Annotated in this window: 17 protein-coding genes; 5 read left to right on the top strand and 12 right to left on the bottom strand. The window is 72.3% G+C overall.

What is annotated here, in order from left to right; all coding sequences use genetic code 11:
* Positions 1-161 precede the first annotated feature (161 nt).
* Positions 162-1,271 (top strand): hypothetical protein, encoded by a 1,110-nt coding sequence (locus ABT127_RS34340; RefSeq protein ID WP_351458858.1) that lies wholly within the window; start codon positions 162-164, stop codon positions 1,269-1,271.
* 262 nt (positions 1,272-1,533) lie between these two features.
* On the opposite strand, the gene ABT127_RS34335 is transcribed toward ABT127_RS34340, so the two are convergent.
* The gene (locus tag ABT127_RS34335) at positions 1,534-2,382 is read right to left on the bottom strand and encodes a hypothetical protein (RefSeq protein WP_351458855.1); all 849 of its coding nucleotides are present in this window, start codon (positions 2,380-2,382) and stop codon (positions 1,534-1,536) included.
* 69 nt (positions 2,383-2,451) lie between these two features.
* On the opposite strand from ABT127_RS34335, the gene ABT127_RS34330 reads away from it, so the two are divergent.
* A complete protein-coding gene (locus tag ABT127_RS34330; RefSeq protein WP_351458848.1) occupies positions 2,452-4,197 on the top strand; it encodes a DUF2207 domain-containing protein in 1,746 nt (581 codons plus the stop codon).
* A 7-nt stretch (positions 4,198-4,204) separates the two neighbouring features.
* On the opposite strand, the gene ABT127_RS34325 is transcribed toward ABT127_RS34330, so the two are convergent.
* A complete protein-coding gene (locus tag ABT127_RS34325) occupies positions 4,205-4,723 on the bottom strand; it encodes a GNAT family N-acetyltransferase (RefSeq protein ID WP_351458845.1) in 519 nt (172 codons plus the stop codon).
* A gap of 168 nt (positions 4,724-4,891) precedes the next feature.
* Here ABT127_RS34325 and ABT127_RS34320 point away from each other — a divergent pair, with 168 nt between their 5' ends.
* Positions 4,892-6,331 carry a hypothetical protein gene (locus ABT127_RS34320; RefSeq protein WP_351458842.1) on the top strand — a complete coding sequence of 480 codons (1,440 nt, stop codon included), beginning with the start codon at positions 4,892-4,894 and terminating at the stop codon, positions 6,329-6,331.
* Between the two features lie 68 nt (positions 6,332-6,399).
* Here ABT127_RS34320 and ABT127_RS34315 read toward each other — a convergent pair whose 3' ends face one another.
* The 10 genes from ABT127_RS34315 to ABT127_RS34270 all read right to left on the bottom strand — a co-directional run bounded on the left by ABT127_RS34315 (position 6,400) and on the right by ABT127_RS34270 (position 16,014).
* Positions 6,400-6,858, bottom strand: coding sequence for a heat shock protein transcriptional repressor HspR (locus tag ABT127_RS34315; protein ID WP_351458839.1), 459 nt, complete (start codon positions 6,856-6,858; stop codon positions 6,400-6,402).
* Positions 6,859-6,863: 5 nt separating this feature from the next.
* On the bottom strand, positions 6,864-8,057 hold the full coding sequence (gene dnaJ / locus ABT127_RS34310; RefSeq protein WP_351458836.1) for a molecular chaperone DnaJ: 1,194 nt from the start codon (positions 8,055-8,057) through the stop codon (positions 6,864-6,866).
* 57 nt (positions 8,058-8,114) lie between these two features.
* A complete protein-coding gene (grpE, locus tag ABT127_RS34305; RefSeq protein WP_351458833.1) occupies positions 8,115-8,813 on the bottom strand; it encodes a nucleotide exchange factor GrpE in 699 nt (232 codons plus the stop codon).
* Positions 8,810-10,660, bottom strand: coding sequence for a molecular chaperone DnaK (dnaK, locus tag ABT127_RS34300; protein ID WP_351458830.1), 1,851 nt, complete (start codon positions 10,658-10,660; stop codon positions 8,810-8,812). The genes grpE and dnaK overlap by 4 nt, the downstream gene beginning before the upstream one ends.
* Positions 10,661-10,819: 159 nt before the next feature.
* A complete protein-coding gene (locus tag ABT127_RS34295; RefSeq protein ID WP_351458827.1) occupies positions 10,820-11,845 on the bottom strand; it encodes an LCP family protein in 1,026 nt (341 codons plus the stop codon).
* Entirely contained in the window at positions 11,832-12,455 is a 624-nt protein-coding gene (locus tag ABT127_RS34290) for a glycosyltransferase (RefSeq protein WP_351458824.1), read from the bottom strand. The genes ABT127_RS34295 and ABT127_RS34290 overlap by 14 nt, the downstream gene beginning before the upstream one ends.
* Entirely contained in the window at positions 12,452-13,381 is a 930-nt protein-coding gene (locus ABT127_RS34285) for a glycosyltransferase (RefSeq protein ID WP_351458822.1), read from the bottom strand. The genes ABT127_RS34290 and ABT127_RS34285 overlap by 4 nt, the downstream gene beginning before the upstream one ends.
* A complete protein-coding gene (locus tag ABT127_RS34280) occupies positions 13,378-13,848 on the bottom strand; it encodes a hypothetical protein (RefSeq protein ID WP_351458821.1) in 471 nt (156 codons plus the stop codon). Before ABT127_RS34280 ends, ABT127_RS34285 begins: the two co-directional genes overlap by 4 nt.
* Positions 13,842-14,909 (bottom strand): MraY family glycosyltransferase, encoded by a 1,068-nt coding sequence (locus ABT127_RS34275; protein ID WP_351458819.1) that lies wholly within the window; start codon positions 14,907-14,909, stop codon positions 13,842-13,844. Before ABT127_RS34275 ends, ABT127_RS34280 begins: the two co-directional genes overlap by 7 nt.
* Before the next feature lies 1 nt (position 14,910).
* Positions 14,911-16,014: an NAD-dependent epimerase/dehydratase family protein gene (locus tag ABT127_RS34270; RefSeq protein WP_351458816.1), complete on the bottom strand. Its 1,104-nt coding sequence runs from the start codon at positions 16,012-16,014 to the stop codon at positions 14,911-14,913.
* A gap of 304 nt (positions 16,015-16,318) precedes the next feature.
* Between ABT127_RS34270 and ABT127_RS34265 the strand changes: the two genes are divergently transcribed.
* Both ABT127_RS34265 and ABT127_RS34260 read left to right on the top strand, forming a co-directional pair.
* Complete coding sequence (locus tag ABT127_RS34265; RefSeq protein ID WP_351458813.1) at positions 16,319-18,601, top strand: (Fe-S)-binding protein; 2,283 nt, start codon at positions 16,319-16,321, stop codon at positions 18,599-18,601.
* Positions 18,602-18,790: 189 nt separating this feature from the next.
* Entirely contained in the window at positions 18,791-20,311 is a 1,521-nt protein-coding gene (locus ABT127_RS34260; protein WP_351458810.1) for an esterase, read from the top strand.
* Positions 20,312-20,455: the final 144 nt, after the last annotated feature.

Raw genomic sequence — 20,455 nt, 5'->3', positions numbered from 1 at the left:
GCCAGACTGCCGGGCCGGGCGGGGCCGGTCGATTACGTGACAGGTAAGGGCGGAGGCGATCCGTCGCCGCCTCTTTACGTACACGCGGGCCCGGTTGGACACTGATCGCCGCGATCACGATCACGGAAGAGAGCACGAGCGAGCACACCGGAGGAAGGGCCATGCGACGTTCGACCTTGCTCACCCGCGCCCTGGGAGCGGGGGCACTCCTCGCGGCGGCGGCGGCGCTGGCCCTGGCCTTTGCCGGGCTCGACACGTCGGCACCGAGGCTGGACGTCGTCGGCTGCCTCGCCGCGGCGGCGGTCCTCACGGCGGCCTGGGCCCTGGCCTGCCGGGTGGCGCCGCCCCTGCCCCCGCCCGCTGCCGCGGACCCCGCGTCCGAGGTGCCCGCGATACCGGCGCGGCTCCCCTCCGACGTGCGGGATGCCGGCCGCGCGACCGGCTTCGTCCTCGTCGCGCTCTCCCCGGTCGTCCTCGCGAGGCTGGCCGAGCGGAACGGACTCTTCGGCGCGGTGTTCTTCTTCACCGTCCTGTTCCTCACGATCAGGTTCGCCTGGAGCCTGCGCACGGATGTCTCGCGGAAGGAGGCCCGCGCCAAGTACAAGGTCCTGGTCGAGGACGCGGCGGCGGGCGAGGTGCACGCGATCAGGGCCCGGGTGGACGGCCCCCTCGTGTACCGCTACCACGAACGCGGCGACAAGCCCGGCAAGCTGTCCACCACGCAGCAGCACTGCCTCGTCCTGACGGACGCGAAGGGCGAGGAGATCCCGCTGGGCACGGGGGACCGCACCGAAGTCGCGCGCGCGGGAGCCGTGTTGAGGGGGACCGAGGGCTGGCTGCTGTTCGCCCGCCGCTACAAGCTGATCGAGGGCAGGCAGCCGGTGGCGTTCGTCGCCGACCACGGCGGCACGACGGTCCTGGGCCTGACCAACCCGGAGGAGGTCACGTACCGCACGGCGACCGCGGCCGCCCGCGAGCTGCGCCCCACCTCCCGTGACCGGGCGACCCGCAAGGTGCCCCGCACGGCGAAGTTCCGCCTCCCGGTCCACGGCCGGATCGCGGCCGGCGCCCTCCTGGCGTCCCTCCTCTGCCTCCCGGTCCTCCTCCTCGACACGGCCGACGTCCCCGGCCTGGTCGCCTACCCCCTGTGCATCCTGGCGGGGGTGGCGCTGATCTGGGCGGCCCTGAACGGAGCCGGCGAGGTCCAGCACACGATCCTGCGGGACACCGAGTGGACGGTGCGGGAGGAGTCGGATCCGGAGATCGCGTGACGGCGGGGCGTTCTTCGCGGCCGGGCTGGGGGTGGCGTACGGGGGCCGACGTACGTCTGCGGTTGTTGTGCTGTGTGGCGCCGAGCGTAAGGCAAGCAACTGGGGCAATAGCCAGTCGAGTTGCCGATGTTCACCGTTGCGGGTGAACGCCTCCGGCGTGGAGGGCGGGGTGGGCTTGGTCTGGTTGCTTTGCCCTGAGTGATGTGTCTTTGGAGTTGCCGCCGGGACCACCGGAGCACGGGTTTCCGTACCCCGGTCGTACTCACCGGACCGGCCAGTCCTTCACGATGGCCTGCACCACCTGCACGGCGCCGGGGATCGCCGCGGCCAGCGACGGGTCGATGGTCTGTCTGCGGAAGAGGACGTCCAGGTCCAGGACGGCCGCGGCCAGGGTCTCCAGCTGTGTCAGAACCTCCCTCAGCCGGTCCTCCGCCCCCGCGCCGCGCTCGGCCGCCAGGACAAGGGCCCGCCACTGCAAGGGGGCCAGCTCGCGCTCCAGGTCGTACCTGTCGATGAAGCCGCCGTCCCGGATCACCCGGGCGTTGAGGACGGCCTTGCCGCCGAGCAGCACCCGTACGGCCAACTCCCCCTCGGAGCCGGTCAGATCACGGGCGAGCACGTACCGGTGATGCATGCGGCGCAGCACCTCCGTCTTGGAGGTCATGCCGCGCACCACGCCCTTCCCCCGGCCGGGCACGGCGTCGTTCCACAGGGGCGCGGTCCTGAAGTACGCCTCGTCCCCGTACCCGAAGCGCCTCAGCGGCTTCTGCTCCTCCCAGGACAGCGAGGGATCGGTCATCACCGGCGCTCCCAGCTCTCGGTCGTACTCCGACGTGTACATCCCCACCAGCTCCTGAAGGGCGTCGCCCGACTCCGTCGAAGCCACCGGCACGGGCACGGGCACCGCGTCCCGCGGTTCCGCCGTGCCGCCGTCGCTCTCCAGCCGCTCCAGGACGGAGTTCATCAACACCCGTGCGGCAGCTGACAGTTCACGTGCCCGCGCCGGATCCGGATGGTCGGCGGCGACCTCCAGCAGCCCACCGCCCAGCCGTCGAAGCTCCCGCGCCAGTCCCTCGACCCGCGCTTCGGCACCCTGCTTCCGCTCGCTCATGCGTTCCCCTGAATGCGGCGATCAATGGCACTAAGATCCTATTTCCGCGACGGCGACTGGGGGGTTGTCTTGAGCGACAAGAGTGGGGCCGGAGGCCGCCGGATTCGCGGGCTCGTCTGGCTGGTGTTCTCCGTGCTGGTGCTCGGCTGCGTCACCTGGTTCGCGGGGGCCGCCGGGAACAGCGAGCGGGTCACCCGGATGTGGGTGAGCGCCGAGGTCCGCAAGGACGGCAGCGCCCGCGTCACCGAGGTGATCGACTACGACTTCGGGCATCCGCTGGAGGGCCTGCACGGCATCTGGCGCGACATCCCCGGTCTGACGTACGCCGTCGAGGACGACGACGTCACCGCCACGATGGACGGCCGCCCGGCCCCCTACGAGCTGTCGTACGGGAACACTTCGGACCGCAGCATCCGCGTCGGCGACGCCGACCGGACCGTCACCGGGCCGCACCGCTACCGGATCACGTACCCGCTGCCGGACGTCGTCAAGAACGGCAAGCTGGCCTGGGACGCGGTCGGCACGGGCTGGAAGGTCGACCTGCACGACGTCGAGATCCACGTCGCGGCGCCGTACGGGCTCGACGGGGTCCGGTGCGTACGGGGCAGGACCGCGTCCACGCAGAGCTGCCGGGCCGCACAGCCCGAGTCCGGGCATCTCGTCGCCGCACCCGGCACGGTCCCGTCCGGACACGGGGTCACGCTGTACGCCTCCGCCGACCGGTCCGGTGCCGTGCAGGCCGCCGACCCGGCACCGCCCGCGGGCACGCGGCCCGACGCCGAAGCCGCCCCGAACCCCTTCCGCACCGGCTGGAAGGTGGCCGTACTCGCCCTGGTCTGCGGCTTGTCGACCATCGCCGCCCTGCGGCTGCTCGGCCGCGACCGGCGGGCCGCCGAACTGGCGCGGCCCCTGCCGGGAACACCTCCGGAAGGGCTGACCCCCGCCCAGGGCGGCATCCTGCTCACCGAACACATCCGGCCCCACCACCAGGTCGCCTGGCTGCTCGGCACCGCGGCCCGCGGACACCTCAGCATCACCGGCAGCGGCCGGCACCCCGTGCTGCGCCGCACCCGTGGAAGCGCCGGAGCCCCGGCGGACGAGGACACCACAGCCGTGCTCGACGACATGTTCGCGGGCCGCAAGGACTTCGTCCTGGGAACGTACGACCCGTGGTTCCGGTCGGCCTGGCAGACCCTCGGGGCCCGGCTGGCCGTGTGGCAGCGGACCAGTGATCTCTGGGACCCGGCCGCCGAACGACGTGCGCACGCAGGGCTGCTGACCGGACTCGGCGCCGCTCTGGCGGGCGTCGTCGCCGCCATCACCGGCAGCGCGCTCATCAGTCACGTGAACGCCGGGGGTCCGCCGACGGCGATCTCGGGCGCCGTCCTGACCGGCGTCGGCATGGCCCTGTGCCTGTGCTCGTGGGAGCTGAAGCGGCGTACCGCGCGGGGAGCGGCGCTGCGGCTCCAGGTCGAATCGTTCCGGCAGTGGCTCGCCGAGGCCGACGCCACCGCGCAGACCGAGGACGCCGAACGGTTCGAACTGCTCACCGCCTGGGCCGTGGCGCTGGGCCTGGCGACGCGCTGGGAGCACAGCATCGAGGAGTCGACCGCTCCCGACGCCCCCGGCACCGCGCGCCGCACCTCCACCCTCACCCGCCTCGGCCCGGCCCTCGCCGTGGGCCTCATCGCCGCCTCGGCGGCCTCCGCCACGGCCCCGTCCTCCAGCGGCGGGAGCGGCGGCTCCGGCGGAGGCAGCAGTTCCGGCGGCGGGGTCGGGGGCGGCACGGGCGGAGGCGGCGGCGGCTCGTGGTGACCCCGGGCTAGCCCTCGTACTCGCTCAGATCGATCGCGTACAGCCGCAGCCCCTCGTCCTCCCCGGTCGCCGTCATCCCCAGCTTGTGGAGAAGTTTCATCGAGGAGGCGTCCTCGGGGGCGGCGGCCGCCACGACCCGGTCGATGCCGCGGTCCTGGAGCGCGAACTCCAGGGACGCCTGCGCCGCCTCCGCCGCGTACCCCTGGCCCCAGAACTGACGGCCGAGCCGCCACTGGATGCCGATGTGGTCCGCGATCTTCGGGGGCGCCTCGGGAACGTACAGGCCGACCGCGCCCGCCAGCTCGCCCGAGCCGAGCAGTTCGACGGCGAAGATCCCGAAGCCCTCGTCGTCCCACTCCTCCTCCCAGCGCTCGATGTCCTCGGCGGTGTCGTCGAGGGAGCGCGGGGTGCCGTCCCCGATGCGTTGCATCACCGCCGTATCGGCCTGGATCTCGGAGAGCGGAACCAGGTCGTCGTCGGGCAGCCAGCGGCGCAGGAGGAGGCGGGGGGTGCGGATCTCGGTCATGGATCCATCCTGAGGCATGGCGGCGGGGACGGACCGCCACAGCCGGCCCGGAGACAACTCCTAGATCGAATTCGCCCGGCGAGGGCAACCCCGCCCCGGTCCCGGCAGTCATCTTGGCGTCCGAAGAGCCCACCTCTCCTTCCCCGTAATAAGGAACCGCTGACCCCGATGCGCCAGCCCACCGCCGCCTCCCCGCGCCGCAACCGCGCCGCGGCGACGTTCACCGCCCTGGCGGCCGCCGCCCTGCTCACCGCCGCCGCGGCCGCCCCGGCCGTCGCCGACGAGCCGGCCGAGAACGACACCCTGTGGATCTCGACCCCGTACGACCTGGTGCTGCCGGGGGCCGACGCCGACGGTGACGCCGCCGCCCAGTCCGTCGACGTGCAGCTCTCCCACGACAACACCGGCAACTCCGTCTCCGGCGGCACGCTCACCGTCGACGCGGGTGAGCTGGCCGGGATCGCTACGGTGACCTGGCCCGCCAACTGCGCCGAGGACGCCGCCAGTCCGCTGAAGGCGACGTGCTCCTTCGGCAGCCTCGACGGCACGCCCTGGATCACCGCCGCCACCCTCGGCATCCGCGCCGACGCCGACGCCCCGGCCGACGCGTCCGCGTACCTGCACTACGCGGCGAGCGCCGACAGCGCCTTCGGCACCCTCGACGCGTACCCGACGGACACCCACGTCACCGTGGCCAACGGCCCCGACCTGGGCCTGAACCAGCTGCCGTTCAACACAAAGGTCGCCGTCGACAGCGACGTCGCGCAGCCGGTGCGCCTGACGAACTCCGGGAACCGGACGGCCGACCGCACGATCCTCACCCTCTTCGCCTCGCACGGCCTGGACCTCGCGCACCGCTACGGCAACTGCACGTACCTGGACGGCGACCGCGTCTCCAACCCGATGGGCACGACCGCCGTGTGCGTCCTGGACCGGGCCGTCGCGCCGGGCCAGGCGTACGACCTGTCGCCCGCGACCGCCGTGCGCACCACCGGCGCCGCACTGTACGAGCGCTTCGACTACCAGGTGGCGACGTACACCGACGAGGCCTACCAGCAGGCCCTCGCGGGGCGGCCGTTCGTCCAGGGCAGCGGCGAGGACTTCGTCCCTGCGCCGGTCGCCCCCGCGGCGCTGCGTTCGGCCGACACCGACGACCTCAATCCGGAGGACAACTACCGGATGAGGACGCTGACGGCCGACAACACCGCCGACCTGAGGGCCACCGCCCCGAACATCACCGGTGCCGTCGTCGGCACGACCGTCACCGCGCGGATCGGCGTCCTCAACCGGGGCCCGGCCTGGGTCGCCTCCCTCGGCGCCGGCGCGAGCGTCGCCACCGTCGACGTCACCCTGCCCGCCGGGACGACCGTCACCAGGAAGCCCGCCATGTGCGACGAGGCAGGCGGCCTGCACTACGTGTGCCGCACGCCGATCCTGCAGTGGGAGAAGGACCGTACGGTCTTCCCCTTCAAGCTGCGGATCGACTCGGCCGACGCCCTCGGCGCGACCGGCACCGCGGCCACCCGCAACAACGACCCGGAGCTGTCCATCAGCGCCTTCGACCCGAACCTGAAGAACAACAGCACCACGTTCACGATCAACGGCTGACCGCGCCCAGCAGGACATGCGAAGGGCCCCGGAGACATGATGTCTCCGGGGCCCTTCGCACACGCGGTTCAGTCCTGCGGCCGCTTCGGCCGCCACACCACCAGCGCGCTGGTCTGCTGCACCTCCTGGTACGGGACCAGGTCGCGGCGGTACGAGGCATGCACCGCCGCCTCCCGCTGCTGCATGGCCGCGGCGGCTCCCTCCACGGCGGCGGACAGCTCCGCCACCCGGGACTGGAGCGCCGCGACCTGGTTCTCCAGCTCGATGATGCGCTTGATGCCCGCCAGGTTGATGCCCTCGGTCTGCGACAGCTCCTGCACCTGACGGAGCAGTTCGATGTCACGGGCCGAGTAGCGGCGGCCGCGCCCGGCCGTGCGGTCGGGGGAGACCAGGCCGAGGCGGTCGTACTGGCGCAGGGTCTGAGGGTGCAGGCCGGACAGTTGGGCCGCCACCGAGATCACGTACACCGGTGTCTCGTCGGTCAGTTCGTACGGATTCGTGCGCCGTCGAGAATGCTGCCCGTCCATCTGGCTCAAGCTCCCTTCGCGGCCTGGAACAGTTCTGCCCGCACATCGGTGTCCTCAGTCGCCTCGCGGAACGACTCGAGGGCCGAACGGGCCTCGTCGGACAGGTCCTTGGGGACCGCGACCTCCACGGTGACCAGCAGGTCCCCGCGGGTGCCGTCCTTGCGCACGGCTCCCTTGCCGCGGGCCCGCATCGTCCGCCCGTTCGGCGTGCCCGCGGGCAGCTTCAGGGTGACGGCGGGGCCGCCGAGCGTCGGCACCTTCACCTCGCCGCCGAGCGTGGCCTCGGTGAACGTGACGGGCACGGTCACCGTGAGGTTGTCGCCCTTGCGGTCGAAGACCGGGTGCTTGTCGACGTGCACGACCACGTACAGGTCGCCCGCCGGACCGCCCCGCTCGCCGGGCGCGCCCTTGCCACGGAGGCGGATCCGCTGGCCGTCGGAGACTCCGGCGGGGATGCGGACCTGCATCGTGCGCGAGGACTTGGCGCGGCCCGACCCCTTGCAGACCTCGCAGGGGGTCTCCGCGATCAGGCCGCGGCCCTTGCAGTCCACGCACGGGTCGGTGAGCGAGAAGCCGCCACCGCCGCCCCGCGAGACCTGTCCGGTGCCGACGCAGGTCGGGCACACGCGCGGCGTGCCGTTCTTGTCGCCGGTGCCCGAACACGCCTTGCAGGGCGCCTGGGAGGACATCCGCAGCGGGACCGTGGCCCCGTCCACCGCCTCGGTGAAGCTGAGCGTCACCTCGGACTCGATGTCCTGGCCGCGGCGCGGCTGGGTACGGGTGCCCGCGCCCGCGCCGCCCCGGTTGAACAGGCCGCCGAAGACATCGCCGATGCCTCCGCCGAACCCGCCCTGGGCCCCGCCGCCGGCGGTGCCGCCCTGGGCACCGCCGCCGAAGAGGTCACCGAGGTCGAAGTTGAACGTGCCGCCCCCGCCCGCGCCGCCGGGCCGGAACCCGCCGCCGGCGAACAGGGCACGCGCCTCGTCGTACTCCTTGCGCTTCTTGGGGTCGCCGAGGACGTCGTTCGCCTCGGAGATCTCCTTGAAGCGGTCCTCCGCCTTGGGGTTGCCCTTGTTGGCGTCGGGGTGGTTCTCCCGCGCGAGCTTGCGGTACGCCTTCTTGATCTCGGCGTCGGTGGCGTCCTTGGGGACGCCGAGGACCTTGTAGTAGTCCTTCTCGATGAAGTCCTTCGTGCTCATCGGCCTCGACGTCCCTCCTTACCGGGCTCACTCACATCGGTCGGCACCTGGTCTCGGTCAGCCCTCGTCCGGGCCACCGGTCTCCTTCTCGGCGTCCTTGGTCTCGGACGCGTCGTCGGCGCTTTCGGTCTTGACGGTCTGCGCGCCCGGCTGCGGCTCCGCGACCGCCACCCGCGCGGGGCGGATGGTGCGCTCGCCGATCCGGTAGCCCGGCTGCAGGATCGCCACGCAGGTCGTCTCGGTGACGTCCGGCGCGTAGCTGTGCATCAGGGCCTCGTGCACGGTCGGGTCGAAGGGCTCGCCCTCCTTGCCGAACTGCTGCAGGCCCATCTTGGCGGCGACCGTCTCCAGCGACTCGGCGACGGACTTGAAGCCGCCGACGAGCTCGCCGTGCTCACGGGCGCGGCCGATGTCGTCGAGGACGGGAAGCAGCTCGGACAGGAGATTCGCGACGGCGATCTCCTTGACCGTGACGCGGTCCCGCTCCACCCGGCGACGGTAGTTCTGGTACTCGGCCTGGAGGCGCTGGAGGTCCGTGGTGCGCTCGCCGAGCGCGGTCCGCACCTGGTCCAGCTGCGCCGTCAGGGCGACGTCCTGGGTGTCTCGGGCACCTTGGTCGCTGGAAGCTGAGTCCCCGGCCGGGGCCGCGCCCTCCTTCTCGGAGGGCGCGGTCTTCGGCTCGGCGTCGTCGGAGGTGGCGCCGGAGGGGACGTCAGGCTTCTCGTTCTCCTCGAAGCCCGGGGTCTCCTCGGTCACGCGGCACCGTCCTTGCGGTCCTCGTCGACGATCTCGGCGTCGACGACGTCGTCGTCAGCGGCCTTGGCGTCACCCTGCGGGGCACCCTCGGCGCCACCGGCGGCCTGCGCGCCCTGGGCGTCGGCGTACATGGCCTGGCCCAGCTTCTGCGAGACGGCGGCGACCTTCTCGGTGGCGGTGCGGATCTCGGCCGGGTCCTCGCCCTTGAGCTTCTCCTTCAGCTCGGTGACGGCTTCCTCGACCTCGGTCTTCACGTCGCCGGGGACCTTGTCGGCGTTGTCGGCGAGGAACTTCTCCGTCTGGTAGACGAGCTGCTCGCCCTGGTTGCGCGACTCGGCGGCCTCGCGGCGGGCGTGGTCCTCCTCCGCGTACTTCTCGGCCTCTTCGCGCATCCGGTTGACCTCGTCCTTCGGCAGCGAGGAGCCACCGGTGACGGTCATCTTCTGCTCCTTGCCCGTGCCGAGGTCCTTCGCGGTCACGTGCATGATGCCGTTGGCGTCGATGTCGAAGGCGACCTCGATCTGCGGCACGCCGCGCGGCGCCGGGGGAAGGCCCGTCAGCTCGAACATCCCGAGCTTCTTGTTGTATGCGGCGATCTCGCGCTCGCCCTGGTACACCTGGATCTGCACCGACGGCTGGTTGTCCTCGGCCGTCGTGAAGATCTCGGAGCGCTTGGTCGGGATCGTGGTGTTGCGCTCGATGAGCTTCGTCATGATCCCTCCCTTGGTCTCGATGCCGAGGGACAGCGGGGTGACGTCGAGGAGCAGGACGTCCTTGACCTCGCCCTTGAGGACACCGGCCTGGAGCGCGGCGCCGATGGCGACGACCTCGTCCGGGTTGACGCCCTTGTTGGCCTCGTTGCCCGCGGTCAGTTCCTTGACCAGCTCGGCGACGGCCGGCATACGGGTCGAGCCACCGACGAGAACGACGTGGTCGATCTCCGACAGGTTGATGCCCGCGTCCTTGATGACGTTGTGGAACGGCGTCTTGCAGCGCTCCAGCAGGTCGGACGTGAGCTGCTGGAACTGGGCGCGCGTGAGCTTCTCGTCCAGGTGCAGCGGGCCCTCGGCGGACGCCGTGATGTAGGGCAGGTTGATCGTGGTCTCCGTCGAGGACGAGAGCTCGATCTTCGCCTTCTCGGCGGCCTCGCGCAGACGCTGGAGCGCCATCTTGTCCTTGGCGAGGTCCACACCGTGGCCGTTGTTGAACTGCTTCACCAGGTAGTCGACGACGCGCTGGTCCCAGTCGTCGCCACCGAGGTGGTTGTCGCCGTTCGTGGCCTTCACCTCGACGACGCCGTCGCCGATCTCGAGGAGCGAGACGTCGAAGGTGCCGCCACCGAGGTCGAAGACGAGAATGGTCTGGTCGTCCTTGTCGAGACCGTAGGCCAGGGCGGCGGCCGTCGGCTCATTGACAATACGCAGGACGTTCAGGCCCGCGATCTCGCCGGCCTCCTTCGTCGCCTGGCGCTCCGAGTCGTTGAAGTACGCGGGGACGGTGATGACCGCGTCCGCGACCTTCTCGCCCAGGTAGGCCTCGGCGTCGCGCTTCAGCTTCTGCAGGATGAAGGCGCTCATCTGCTGCGGGTTGAAGGTCTTGCCATCCAGGTCGATCTTCCAGTCAGTGCCCATGTGGCGCTTGACGGAGCGGATGGTCCGGTCCACGTTCGTGACCGCCTGGCGCTTGGCGACCTCGCCGACCAGCACCTCGCCGTTCTTCGCGAAGGCGACGACGGACGGCGTGGTCCTGGCGCCCTCCGCGTTCGTGATGACGGTGGGCTCGCCGCCTTCCAGAACGCTGACGACGGAGTTAGTCGTGCCCAGGTCGATGCCGACCGCACGTGCCATTTCGGTTCCTCCAGATGCTTACTTGAGTGGATCTGACTCAAGAGTGCACGACACTCGTCCCAGAGTCAACAGACCTGAGTCGACCCCACTCAACTTTTATCTCCTCCTTATCCGCAATGCGGCCGGATAACCCCTCCGACCTGCGGTTTTCAGAGCGGCTCAGAGCTCGTCGTTGTCCGGGTCATAGGCGTTGTAGAGGTGGGCGGGCAGCTCCTCGTCCTCCCGCAGCGCCTCGAACAGGGCCTCCGACTGGTCCTCGACCGGCATGTAGCGGCCCCAGTAGTCCGGGTGCTCGACGCTCGGCACGGTGACGATCGCGGTCCGCGCGGCCGGCACCTGGCCCGCCGCCTCGGCCAGCCCGTACAGCTCGCCCAGCGAGTCGAGACCCCGGTCGGCGGTCACCGAGGAGGTCGCCGCGTCCAGCACCGGGTACAGCCGGGAGCCGTGGTCGAGCAGCCCCGCCCTGCGCACCTGCCCGAGCAGCAGCCGCACGAACTCCTTCTGCCGCTCGATGCGCTGCAGATCGCTGCCGTCGCCGACCCCGGTCCTGCCCCGGACGAAGACCAGCGCCTGCTCACCGGTCAGGTGCTGCTCGCCCTCGTCGAGGACGACCTTGCCGCCCGGGACCCGCATTCGCTGCGGCACCCTCACGTCGACGCCGCCGAGCGCGTCCACGACCTTCTCGAACCCGGTGAAGTCCAGCACCATGTGGTGATCGACGCGGACGCCCGTCAGGTCCTCGAAGGTACGGATCGCACAGGCCGCGCCGCCCCGCTCGAAGGCCCAGTTGAACTGCGCGTACTCGGGCTCGCTGCGCTCCCCGTCGGGCAGCTTGCAGTCCGGGATGTCGACCATGAGGTCACGCGGCACGCTCACCAGGGCGGCCCGCTTCCGGTCGGCCGACAGGTGCAGCAGCATCGTGGTGTCGGAACGCTGGCTGTCCTTGGTGGCCTCGATGTCGGAGCCCATGATCAGGATGTTCTGGGCCCCCGCGCGCAGCGCCGCGGGGCGCCGGTGGTGGTCCGCGTCCAGGGCCTGGTCGGTGGCCTCGTCGGTGCGGATGTTGCCGTCGAGGCGTGCGTACGCCCACGCGCCCGCGCCCGCCGCGGTGGTCAGCAGCAGGACGAGGACGAGCAGCGTGCGGCGCACCCAGCGCCGGGCCGGGAGGAGATCACGGAATGCCATGGACAAGGTGTTCCACGCCGTACGCCGCCCGAGCCGTCCTCCCCCCGACCGTGTACCGCTGCGCCTCGGCCCGGCAGGCCCGCCGCAGACACGCCAACCGCCGTGGCCGGGTGAGGAGTTCGGCGACGGCGGCGCCGTAGGCGCCCGGGTCGTCGGGGGCGACGACGGCGTTGCGGCCGTCCTCCAGACAGCCGAACCCGGGGCCGTGGTCGGCCCGGTCGGTGGTCACCAGCGGCGTGCGCAGCGCGAACGAGTCGGCGGCGAGCGTGCCCAGGGCGCCGGGCGCGAGCAGCACGTCGGCCACGGCCCCGAGCAGCGCCGTGCGGTCGGCGTCCCCCTCGGCGTCCGCCACCGGCACGACATGCGCCCCGTGCCCTTCGACGGCCGCCCGCAGCTCCCCGTCCCCGGCGACGAGCAGCCGGAACCCGGGCAGCAGCGCGGCGGTCCGGTCGGCGGCGGCCAGCAGGAACGGCACCCGTGCGGCGCCGTCGAGCGCACCCGCGTACAGCCCGGTGAGCCCGGGCCGCAGCCCGTACCGCACCCGCTCCCGGCGCACCTGCGCCCCGGTGACCCGCTCGCGGGCGCCCGCCAGAGCCCCCGGGGCGCTCACGCGCGCTCCCGTACGACGGCGGCGTACAGCCGCTCGGTGCGCTCCACCCATGCCGCTTCGCCGTACCGCTTCGCGTGGACCGAGCGGCAGTGTTCGCGCAGGGTCGGGAAGATGTGGTCGGCGGCGGCCAGGGCGGCGGGGAGCGGGGCGTCCGGGGCGGTGACGGTGCCGGTGCCCTCGGCGCGGACCGCGCGGGGCACGGCCGAGCCCTCGAAGGCGAGCACGGGCAGGCCCGCCGCCAGCGCCTCCAGATAGATCAGCGGGACGGTGCCCTCGTGCCAGTGGCCGGGGAGGACCAGGCCCCGGTACCCGGTCAGCGACCGGCGCAGCGCGCCCCGCTCGCCCACCCCGCGGAACCGGACGGACGGCGGCGCCGCGGCCCGGCACTCGCGCTCCAGCGGGCCCGTGCCCACGACGTCGAGGCGGGTCCCGGCGGGCCAGCGCCGCAGCAGGCCGAGGATGCCCCGCTCCACGGCGAGCCGTCCCACGCACACCCACGCCGTGCGCTCCTGCCGGCCCGGGTCAGGGACCGGGGGGACGTGGCCGGGGATCAGGGCGAGCCGCTCGGGCGGCATCCCGGCCGCGAGCCAGCCGTCCCGGCTCGGCTCGGTCAGCACCACCGCCCGGTCGGCGCGGCGCAGCAGCGGGTCGCGCAGCGGCGGCCGGTGCCGGTGCAGGGTCACCACCAGCGGTCCGGCCCAGGCGGCGACGCCCGCCCGGTCGGCGCCGGGGGACAGCTGGTGGACGTGCACCACGTCCGGCGCGAACGCCCGCAGCTCGGCCGGCACGTCCCGTCCGGCACCGGCCCTGACCACGCGCACCTCGTGCCCGGCGCGGGTCAGGGCGGCGGCCTGGTCGAGGACGGCGTCGTCCTCGCCGCCGGGCACGGACGCCCCGGTGAAGCCGTGGACGAGCGCGACTCTCATACGCAGGCCGCCCCGGTCGGTACGCGCGTCGGACCGTCCCCGAACCCGAACCGCGCGAGCGTCAGATCGTCCCCGGACTCCGACCGTACGAGGGTGAGGTCGTCCCCGAACTCACCGGCGCCCGCGACGGCCTCGGGCAGTTCGGGCCGGTGGCCGACGTGCAGCAGCACCCGCTCGCCGGGCGCGACGACGTCCTCCCACATCCCGTCGAGCCGCCGGATCCAGGCGCTGTCCCTGTCCCCGAGCGCGTACGGCAGGACCTGCCAGGCGGTGTCGCGGGCGGCGGCCCTGCGCACCCCGGCCCGGTCCCCGCCGAACGGTTCGAACGACACGATCCGGCCCCGGTAGCCCGCCCGCCGCAGCGCGCGGCCGAAGGCCCCGTCGGGGCGGCCCGACTCCAGCACCAGGTCGATCTCGTGGCGGTCGAGTTGGCGCACCAGGCGGCGCGTCCGGCCGAAACTCAGCATCTCTCTGCTCCCTTGCGTCCCATGGCTCCCCCGGTTCCCCTCAGTTCCCAGGTCACCCCCGGTCCGGCCCGCCGGACCAGCGCGTACACCGGCACACGCAGCAGCAGCACGACGGCCACGGCGGCCGCGGCCAACGGCCACCAGGCCACCGCCGCGCCGACGGCACCGCGGTGCAGCAGCACCCCGGTCGCCGTGCACAGGGCCGTGGCGGCGCCGAGCACGACGGCGACGCCGCGCGCGGTCAGGCCCAGGCGGCGCAGCCGGTGGGCGATGTGGTCGGTGCCGCCGCGCAGCAGCCCGCGCCCGGCGCGGCGGCGGGAGACCATGACGAGCACCGTGTCGGTGGTGGGCACCGCGGTCAGCGCGAACAGCGTGAACAGTGCGGCCGGCGGCGCGGGCGCGGCGGATCCGTCGGTCACGACCAGCGCCGCGCCCGCGAGCAGGAACCCGGTGAACAGGGCGCCGCTGTCCCCCAGCACCACGCGCGCGGGATGCCAGTTGTGCATCAGGAACCCGGTGAGCGAGGCGGCGAACAGCGCGAGGAGGAGGGCCGGCGCCCCGCCCGCGGCCGCACCGGCGCACAGGCACAGACCCAGCGCGGTGACGACGCCGACCGTGCCCGCGACCCCGTCGCAGTTGTCCAGCAGCTGGAAGGCGTTGGTCACGAGGACGATCCAGAGCACCGCGAGGGCGCCGGTGACCAGGCCGAGCCGGGTGCCGTGCACGACCGCGGTCGCCGCTCCCGCCTGCACGATGATCCGGGCCCGCGCCCCCATCGGCCGCAGATCGTGCAGCAGGCCGAGCACGGCGACGGCGCCCGCGGCGAGCAGCAGCGTGGCGGTGCCGGAGCCGAGCGGCGCGAGCCCGGTGGCGGCGCCCACCGCCGCGACGGCGCCGGTGGCCGCGGCCACGGCGACGCCGCCGACGCGCGGCGCGGGCCTGGACCTCGTCCGGGTGGTCCGCACGGGCCGGGCCACGCGCAGGGCCAGGGTGCGCAGGGCCGCGGCGAGGGCGGCGGTGACCAGCAGCGCGGTCGCGGCGGCGGCCGCTCCGTACAGCACGTCAGGCCCGTGCCTGGGCGGCGGGCGGGAGGAACGCCTCGGCGGGCGGGAGGAACGCCTCGGCGGGCGGGAGGAACGCCTCGGCGGGCGGGAAGAGGGCCGGGGCGGCGGGGCCGGGGAAGGCGCCGCCCGCGTCGAGCAGCGCCGCGTCCACGATGTCGACGAGGCTCCGGCGCGGCTCCCAGCCGGTGAGGTCGCGCAGTTTGCGGGTGTCGGGGATGCGCCGGTCCGGTTCGTCGAAGCCGCTCCCGGCGCCGCCGTACACCTCCTCGTAGGGGATGAAGCGCAGCGGCGACGGGGAGCCCGCGCGTTCGACGACGATGCCCGCGAGGTCGCCGATGGTGGTCTCCTCCTGGCTGCCGACGTTGAAGACCTCGCCGTTCGCGCCGGGGTGGTCGAGCAGTCGCAGCAGCGCGTCGACGACGTCCGCGACGTGCGCGAAGCAGCGGCGCTGGGTGCCGTCGCCGTGGACGGTGAGCGGCTGCCCGGCGACGGCCTGCGCGGCGAGCCGGGGCACGACCGTGCCGTACGCGGGCGACTGGCGCGGGCCCGCGGTGGTGAAGAGGCGGGCCACGGTCACCGGCAGGCCGTACTCGCGGTGGTGGCCGAGCGCGAAGAGTTCGTCGACGGCCTTGGCCGTGGGGTGGGCCCAGCGGGCGACGGTGGTCGGGCCGAGGACCCGGTTGGCGGTCTCGGCGACCGGGTCCGCGCCGTTCTTCCCGTAGATCTCGCTGGTGGAGGCGAGCAGCAGCGGGCGGCCGTGGCGGTGGGCGGCCTCGACGACGTGCTCGGTGCCGCGGACGGTCGCGGTGAAGGAGCGCAGCGGCTGCTCGGCGGTGCGCCGGACCCCGGCGGCCGCGGCGAGGTGGGTCACGCGGTCGCAGCGGGCGGTCAGTTCGTCGACGAGCCGGGCGTCGAGGACGGAGCCGCGCACGAAGCGCAGCCGGGGGTCGGGCCAGGCGACGGCGAGGTTGGCGCGGTCCCCGGTGGACAGGTCGTCCAGGACGACGACGGTGTGGCCCTGCGCGAGCAGCGCGTCCGTCAGATGCGAGCCGATGAAGCCCGCGCCGCCGGTGACCAGATGTGTCAGAGGTGCGGTCGTCATGGGCCCCTCGGTGAGTTGCGGGTGCGGTATCGGGGTGACAACGGTGGGTCGCGCCCACCTGGAGCCCTACATAAGTTATTCCGTTATGTCCAAATATGGCGCGAATAACACGATCAGCTTTGGCCCCCGCCCCGGCGCGACGTGAGGGGACCCTCAGCGACGCAGATCACCATGGGGCCGACTACATTGCGATTGCGTAAGTGGGTAGTCTCAGACGGACTGCATAAGTTACCGCTTAGTAATCAGCACCGTTCGAGTACGTGTCCCGAGAAGACTCCCCTCGCAGGCCCGAGGAGCCCCCAAAATGCAACTCGCCGCGATCATCGTGTCGCTGGCCCTGATCGTGGTCGGCGTGGCCCTGTTCGTCCGGGCCATCGCGCAGATCTACCGCTTCATGCGGCTCGGCCAGAACGTTCCCGCAGGCACCCGCACCGACGAGCCCGTCCAGCGCACCGTCACCGTGGCCAAGGAGTTCCTCGGCCACACCCGGATGAACCGCTGGGGCGTCGTCGGTGTCGCGCACTGGTTCGTGGCGGTGGGCTTCTTCTCGCTGCTGCTGACGATCGTCAACGCCATCGGCCAGCTGTTCCAGGCCGACTGGCTGCTGCCGATCATCGGCGAGTGGGCGCCGTACAACATGTTCGTCGAGTTCATCGGCACCATGACGATCCTCGGCATCGCGGTCCTCATCGTGATCCGCCAGCTGAGCCGCCCCGACAGGCCGGGCCGCAAGTCCCGCTTCGCCGGGTCGAACTTCGGCCAGGCGTACTTCGTCGAGGCCGTCATCCTCATCGTCGGCGTCTGCATCTTCATGCTGCACGCCCTCGAAGGCGCCCAGCACCACGTCGACGGCTACGAGGCGTCGTTCTTCATCTCGTACCCGGTGGTCGCGGGCCTCAAGGGCCTGAGCATCGGCACGCTCCAGAACCTCACGTACTTCTTCGCCGGCCTGAAGATCGCGACCTCCTTCATCTGGATGATCACGGTCGCCCTGAAGACCGACATGGGTGTCGCCTGGCACCGCTTCCTCGCCTTCCCGAACATCTGGTTCAAGCGCAGGGCCGACGGCGACACGTCGCTGGGCGCGCTGCTGCCGATGACCTCCAAGGGCGAGGCGATCGACTGGGAGGACCCGGCCGAGGACGCCGTCTTCGGTGTCTCCCAGGTCGAGCAGTTCTCCTGGAAGGGCCTGCTCGACTTCTCCACCTGCACCGAGTGCGGCCGCTGCCAGTCGCAGTGCCCCGCCTGGAACACCGGCAAGCCGCTCTCCCCGAAGCTGCTGATCATGTCGCTGCGCGACCACGCGCACGCCAAGGCCCCCTACCTGCTCGCCGGTGGCGGCAAGTCGATGGAGGGCGAGGAGCAGGCGACCGAGGAGCAGCTGAAGGACGTACCGGCGGCGGCCCTCGCCGAGGCCGAGCGCCCGCTGATCGGCACGCACGAAGAGAACGGCGTCATCGACCCGGACGTCCTGTGGTCCTGCACCACCTGCGGCGCCTGCGTCGAGCAGTGCCCGGTCGACATCGAGCACATCGACCACATCGTCGACATGCGCCGCTACCAGGTGATGATCGAGTCCGCGTTCCCGTCCGAGGCGGGCACGATGCTCAAGAACCTGGAGAAGAAGGGCAACCCCTGGGGCCTGGCGAAGAAGCAGCGCCTGGAGTGGCTCAAGGAGCTCGACTTCGAGGTGCCGGTCGTCGGCAAGGACATCGAGGACCTCACCGAGGTCGAGTACCTGTACTGGGTCGGCTGCGCCGGCGCCCTCGAGGACCGCGCCAAGAAGACCACCAAGGCCTTCGCCGAGCTGCTGAACATCGCGGGCGTCAAGTTCGCGATCATGGGCGGCGACGAGAAGTGCACCGGTGACTCCGCCCGCCGCCTGGGCAACGAGCCGCTGTTCCAGCAGCTCGGCCAGGAGAACGTCATGGCGCTGAACATGGCGTTCGGCGAGGAGTACGACGACGACGGCAAGGTCACCGAGGACTCCAAGAAGCCGAAGACGGCGAAGAAGATCGTCGCGACCTGCCCGCACTGCCTCAACACGATCGGCAACGAGTACCCGCAGATCGGCGGCGACTACGAGGTCATCCACCACACCCAGCTGCTCCAGCACCTGGTGGACGAGGGCAAGCTCGTCCCGGTGACCCCGGTCGAGGGCATCATCACGTACCACGACCCGTGCTACCTGGGCCGCCACAACAAGATCTACACGCCGCCGCGCGAGATCATCGGCAAGGTCCCGGGCCTGCGCAACGAGGAGATGCACCGCCACAAGGAGCGCGGCTTCTGCTGTGGCGCCGGTGGCGCGCGGATGTGGATGGAGGAGCGGATCGGCAAGCGCATCAACAACGAGCGCGTCGACGAAGCCCTCTCCCTCAACCCCGACATCGTCTCCACCGCCTGCCCGTTCTGCCTCGTCATGCTGACCGACTCGGTCAACGGCAAGAAGAACGACGGCAAGGCCAAGGAGTCCGTCCAGGTCGTCGACGTCGCCCAGCTGCTGCTCGACTCGGTCAGGACGCCGGCCGACCCGGCGGGCGAGCCGGAGACCGAGGACGCGCCGGAGCCGGAGCCCGTGAAGTAACCGCGGATCTCCGTACGTCACGCGAGGGCACCCCGTTCCGACGGGGTGCCCTTTCGTTCGTCCCGTCCCGTACAACCCTCGCGGCTGATCCCGTGTCGAACCAGGCACCGGCAGAGGAACGGGCCCTTCGCCGGTCATACCCCCGCGCTGCCCGGCCTTCCTTCTCCACGAGAGACTCAGGAGCCGCACGTGCGCAAGAACCGTACGGCCGCCCTCGCGGCGGCCTCGTTCCTCCTCCTGTCCGGCGCGTTCATCGCCGCCGCCCCGTCCGCGTACGCGGGCGTTCCGGGCGGCACCAGCGCCGCCGACCGCAACACCGACTTCAACGGCGACGGCTACGACGACGTGCTGGTCGGCGCCCCCGGCGCGGCCGTCGGCGGGCACACGGGCGCCGGACTCGTCACCGTCCAGTACGGCGGCCCCAACGGGATGGGCACGTCCCGCGCCGCCGTGATCAGCCAGAACACCGCAGGAGTACCGGGCAGCGCCGAGAACGGCGACGCCTTCGGACAGGCCGTCGCCACCGGTGACCTCGACGGCGACGGCTACGACGACGCGATCGTCGGCGTGCCCGGCGAGGACCTGGGCACCGTCGCCGACTCCGGCGGCGCCGTCGTCCTGTGGGGCACGCCCAGAGGCCTCGTCGGCACCGAGTCCACCGGCCTGGAGGCCGACGAACCCGGCACGGGCCGCCACTTCGGCTCGGCCCTCGCCGCCGCGCGCTTCACCGACACGACCGACGGGGACCTGGTCGCCGTCCTCGACTCCGTCGGCGTCGCGCTCTTCCAGTACGAGGCCGCGCCCGCCGCGCGTGGTGCCTCCGGCGCCGCCAAGCACCTCGAACGCCACTCCCGCACCGACTTCGCGCACAAGGCGCCCAGGGCCCGCTCCGCCGCCGAGGAACCGCCCGGCATCGACCCCACGGGCCTGAGCACCGGCGACTACGACGCCAACGGCTTCGCCGACCTCGTCGTCTCCGGCATCTCCGCCGACGACGACAGCAACCACGGCTGGTCCTACGTCCTTCAGGGCTCCGCCTCCGACGCCGAACCGCTGCCCGTGCTCGCCCTGCGCGGCGGGCCGGTCGTCGCCTCCGGTGACATCGACGGCGACCACAAGGACGACCTGGTCACCGGTGAACCCCAAGGGCCCGACGAGGGCGGCGAGTCCACCGCCGGAGGCATGATCGGCATCTACTACGGCTCCGACGCGGGGCCCGCCGGGGACGCCCAGTGGTGGACGCAGGACAGCCCCGGGGTGCCGGGCGCGCACGAGCGCGGTGACAAGTGGGGCGGTGACCTGTCGGTCGGCGACTCCGACGGGGACGGGTTCGCCGATGTCGCCGTGGGCGCCCCGGGCGAGGACATCGGGACGGTGGCCGACGCCGGTGCCGTGTGGGTCCTGCGGGGTTCCTCCGGCGGGCTCACGGCCACCGGCGTCCGGGACTTCAACCAGGACACGGCCGGGGTGAGCGGGGTCCCCGAGAAGGGCGACAAGTTCGGCGCGCAGGTCGCTTTCACGGACCCCAACGCCGACGGCCGCTCCGGCCTGCTGGCGGCGGCCCCCGGCGAGAACTCCTCCGAGGGCATCGTCTGGGTCTTCTCGGCGACGTCCTCCGGAGTCACCGCGACCGGCTCCTGGACCTACGGCCCGTCCTCCCTGAACGCCCCACCGAAGGCGTCCCGCTACGGCTCGGCGATCGACGACTAGCCACCACCGAGGGCGCGGGGTTCCGTGTCGAGTGCCGCCCCGGCGGAGCTTCTCGCGCAGTTCCCCGCGCCCCTGAAGGCATGCGCTGCGCGCAGCCTTCCCCTAGCGAGCGGAGCTCGCTTCAGGGGCGCGGGGAACTGCGCG

This window comes from Streptomyces sp. NPDC001904 (assembly GCF_040297005.1).
Classification (GTDB): domain Bacteria; phylum Actinomycetota; class Actinomycetes; order Streptomycetales; family Streptomycetaceae; genus Streptomyces.
The sequence above is the reverse complement of the archived record's forward strand: the minus strand, read 5'-3'. Positions and strand labels throughout refer to the sequence as shown.

What these genes read in the sequence shown, in the direction of transcription:
- ABT127_RS34280 (WP_351458821.1), bottom strand. Translation starts at nt 13,848, where the DNA reads ATGCTGAGTTTCGGCCGGACGCGCCGCCTGGTGCGCCAACTCGACCGC.
- ABT127_RS34270 (WP_351458816.1), bottom strand. Translation starts at nt 16,014, where the DNA reads ATGACGACCGCACCTCTGACACATCTGGTCACCGGCGGCGCGGGCTTC.
- dnaJ (WP_351458836.1), bottom strand. Translation starts at nt 8,057, where the DNA reads ATGAGCACGAAGGACTTCATCGAGAAGGACTACTACAAGGTCCTCGGC.
- ABT127_RS34285 (WP_351458822.1), bottom strand. Translation starts at nt 13,381, where the DNA reads ATGAGAGTCGCGCTCGTCCACGGCTTCACCGGGGCGTCCGTGCCCGGC.
- ABT127_RS34315 (WP_351458839.1), bottom strand. Translation starts at nt 6,858, where the DNA reads ATGGACGGGCAGCATTCTCGACGGCGCACGAATCCGTACGAACTGACC.
- dnaK (WP_351458830.1), bottom strand. Translation starts at nt 10,660, where the DNA reads ATGGCACGTGCGGTCGGCATCGACCTGGGCACGACTAACTCCGTCGTC.
- ABT127_RS34320 (WP_351458842.1), top strand. Translation starts at nt 4,892, where the DNA reads ATGCGCCAGCCCACCGCCGCCTCCCCGCGCCGCAACCGCGCCGCGGCG.
- ABT127_RS34295 (WP_351458827.1), bottom strand. Translation starts at nt 11,845, where the DNA reads ATGGCATTCCGTGATCTCCTCCCGGCCCGGCGCTGGGTGCGCCGCACG.
- ABT127_RS34335 (WP_351458855.1), bottom strand. Translation starts at nt 2,382, where the DNA reads ATGAGCGAGCGGAAGCAGGGTGCCGAAGCGCGGGTCGAGGGACTGGCG.
- ABT127_RS34265 (WP_351458813.1), top strand. Translation starts at nt 16,319, where the DNA reads ATGCAACTCGCCGCGATCATCGTGTCGCTGGCCCTGATCGTGGTCGGC.
- ABT127_RS34325 (WP_351458845.1), bottom strand. Translation starts at nt 4,723, where the DNA reads ATGACCGAGATCCGCACCCCCCGCCTCCTCCTGCGCCGCTGGCTGCCC.
- ABT127_RS34340 (WP_351458858.1), top strand. Translation starts at nt 162, where the DNA reads ATGCGACGTTCGACCTTGCTCACCCGCGCCCTGGGAGCGGGGGCACTC.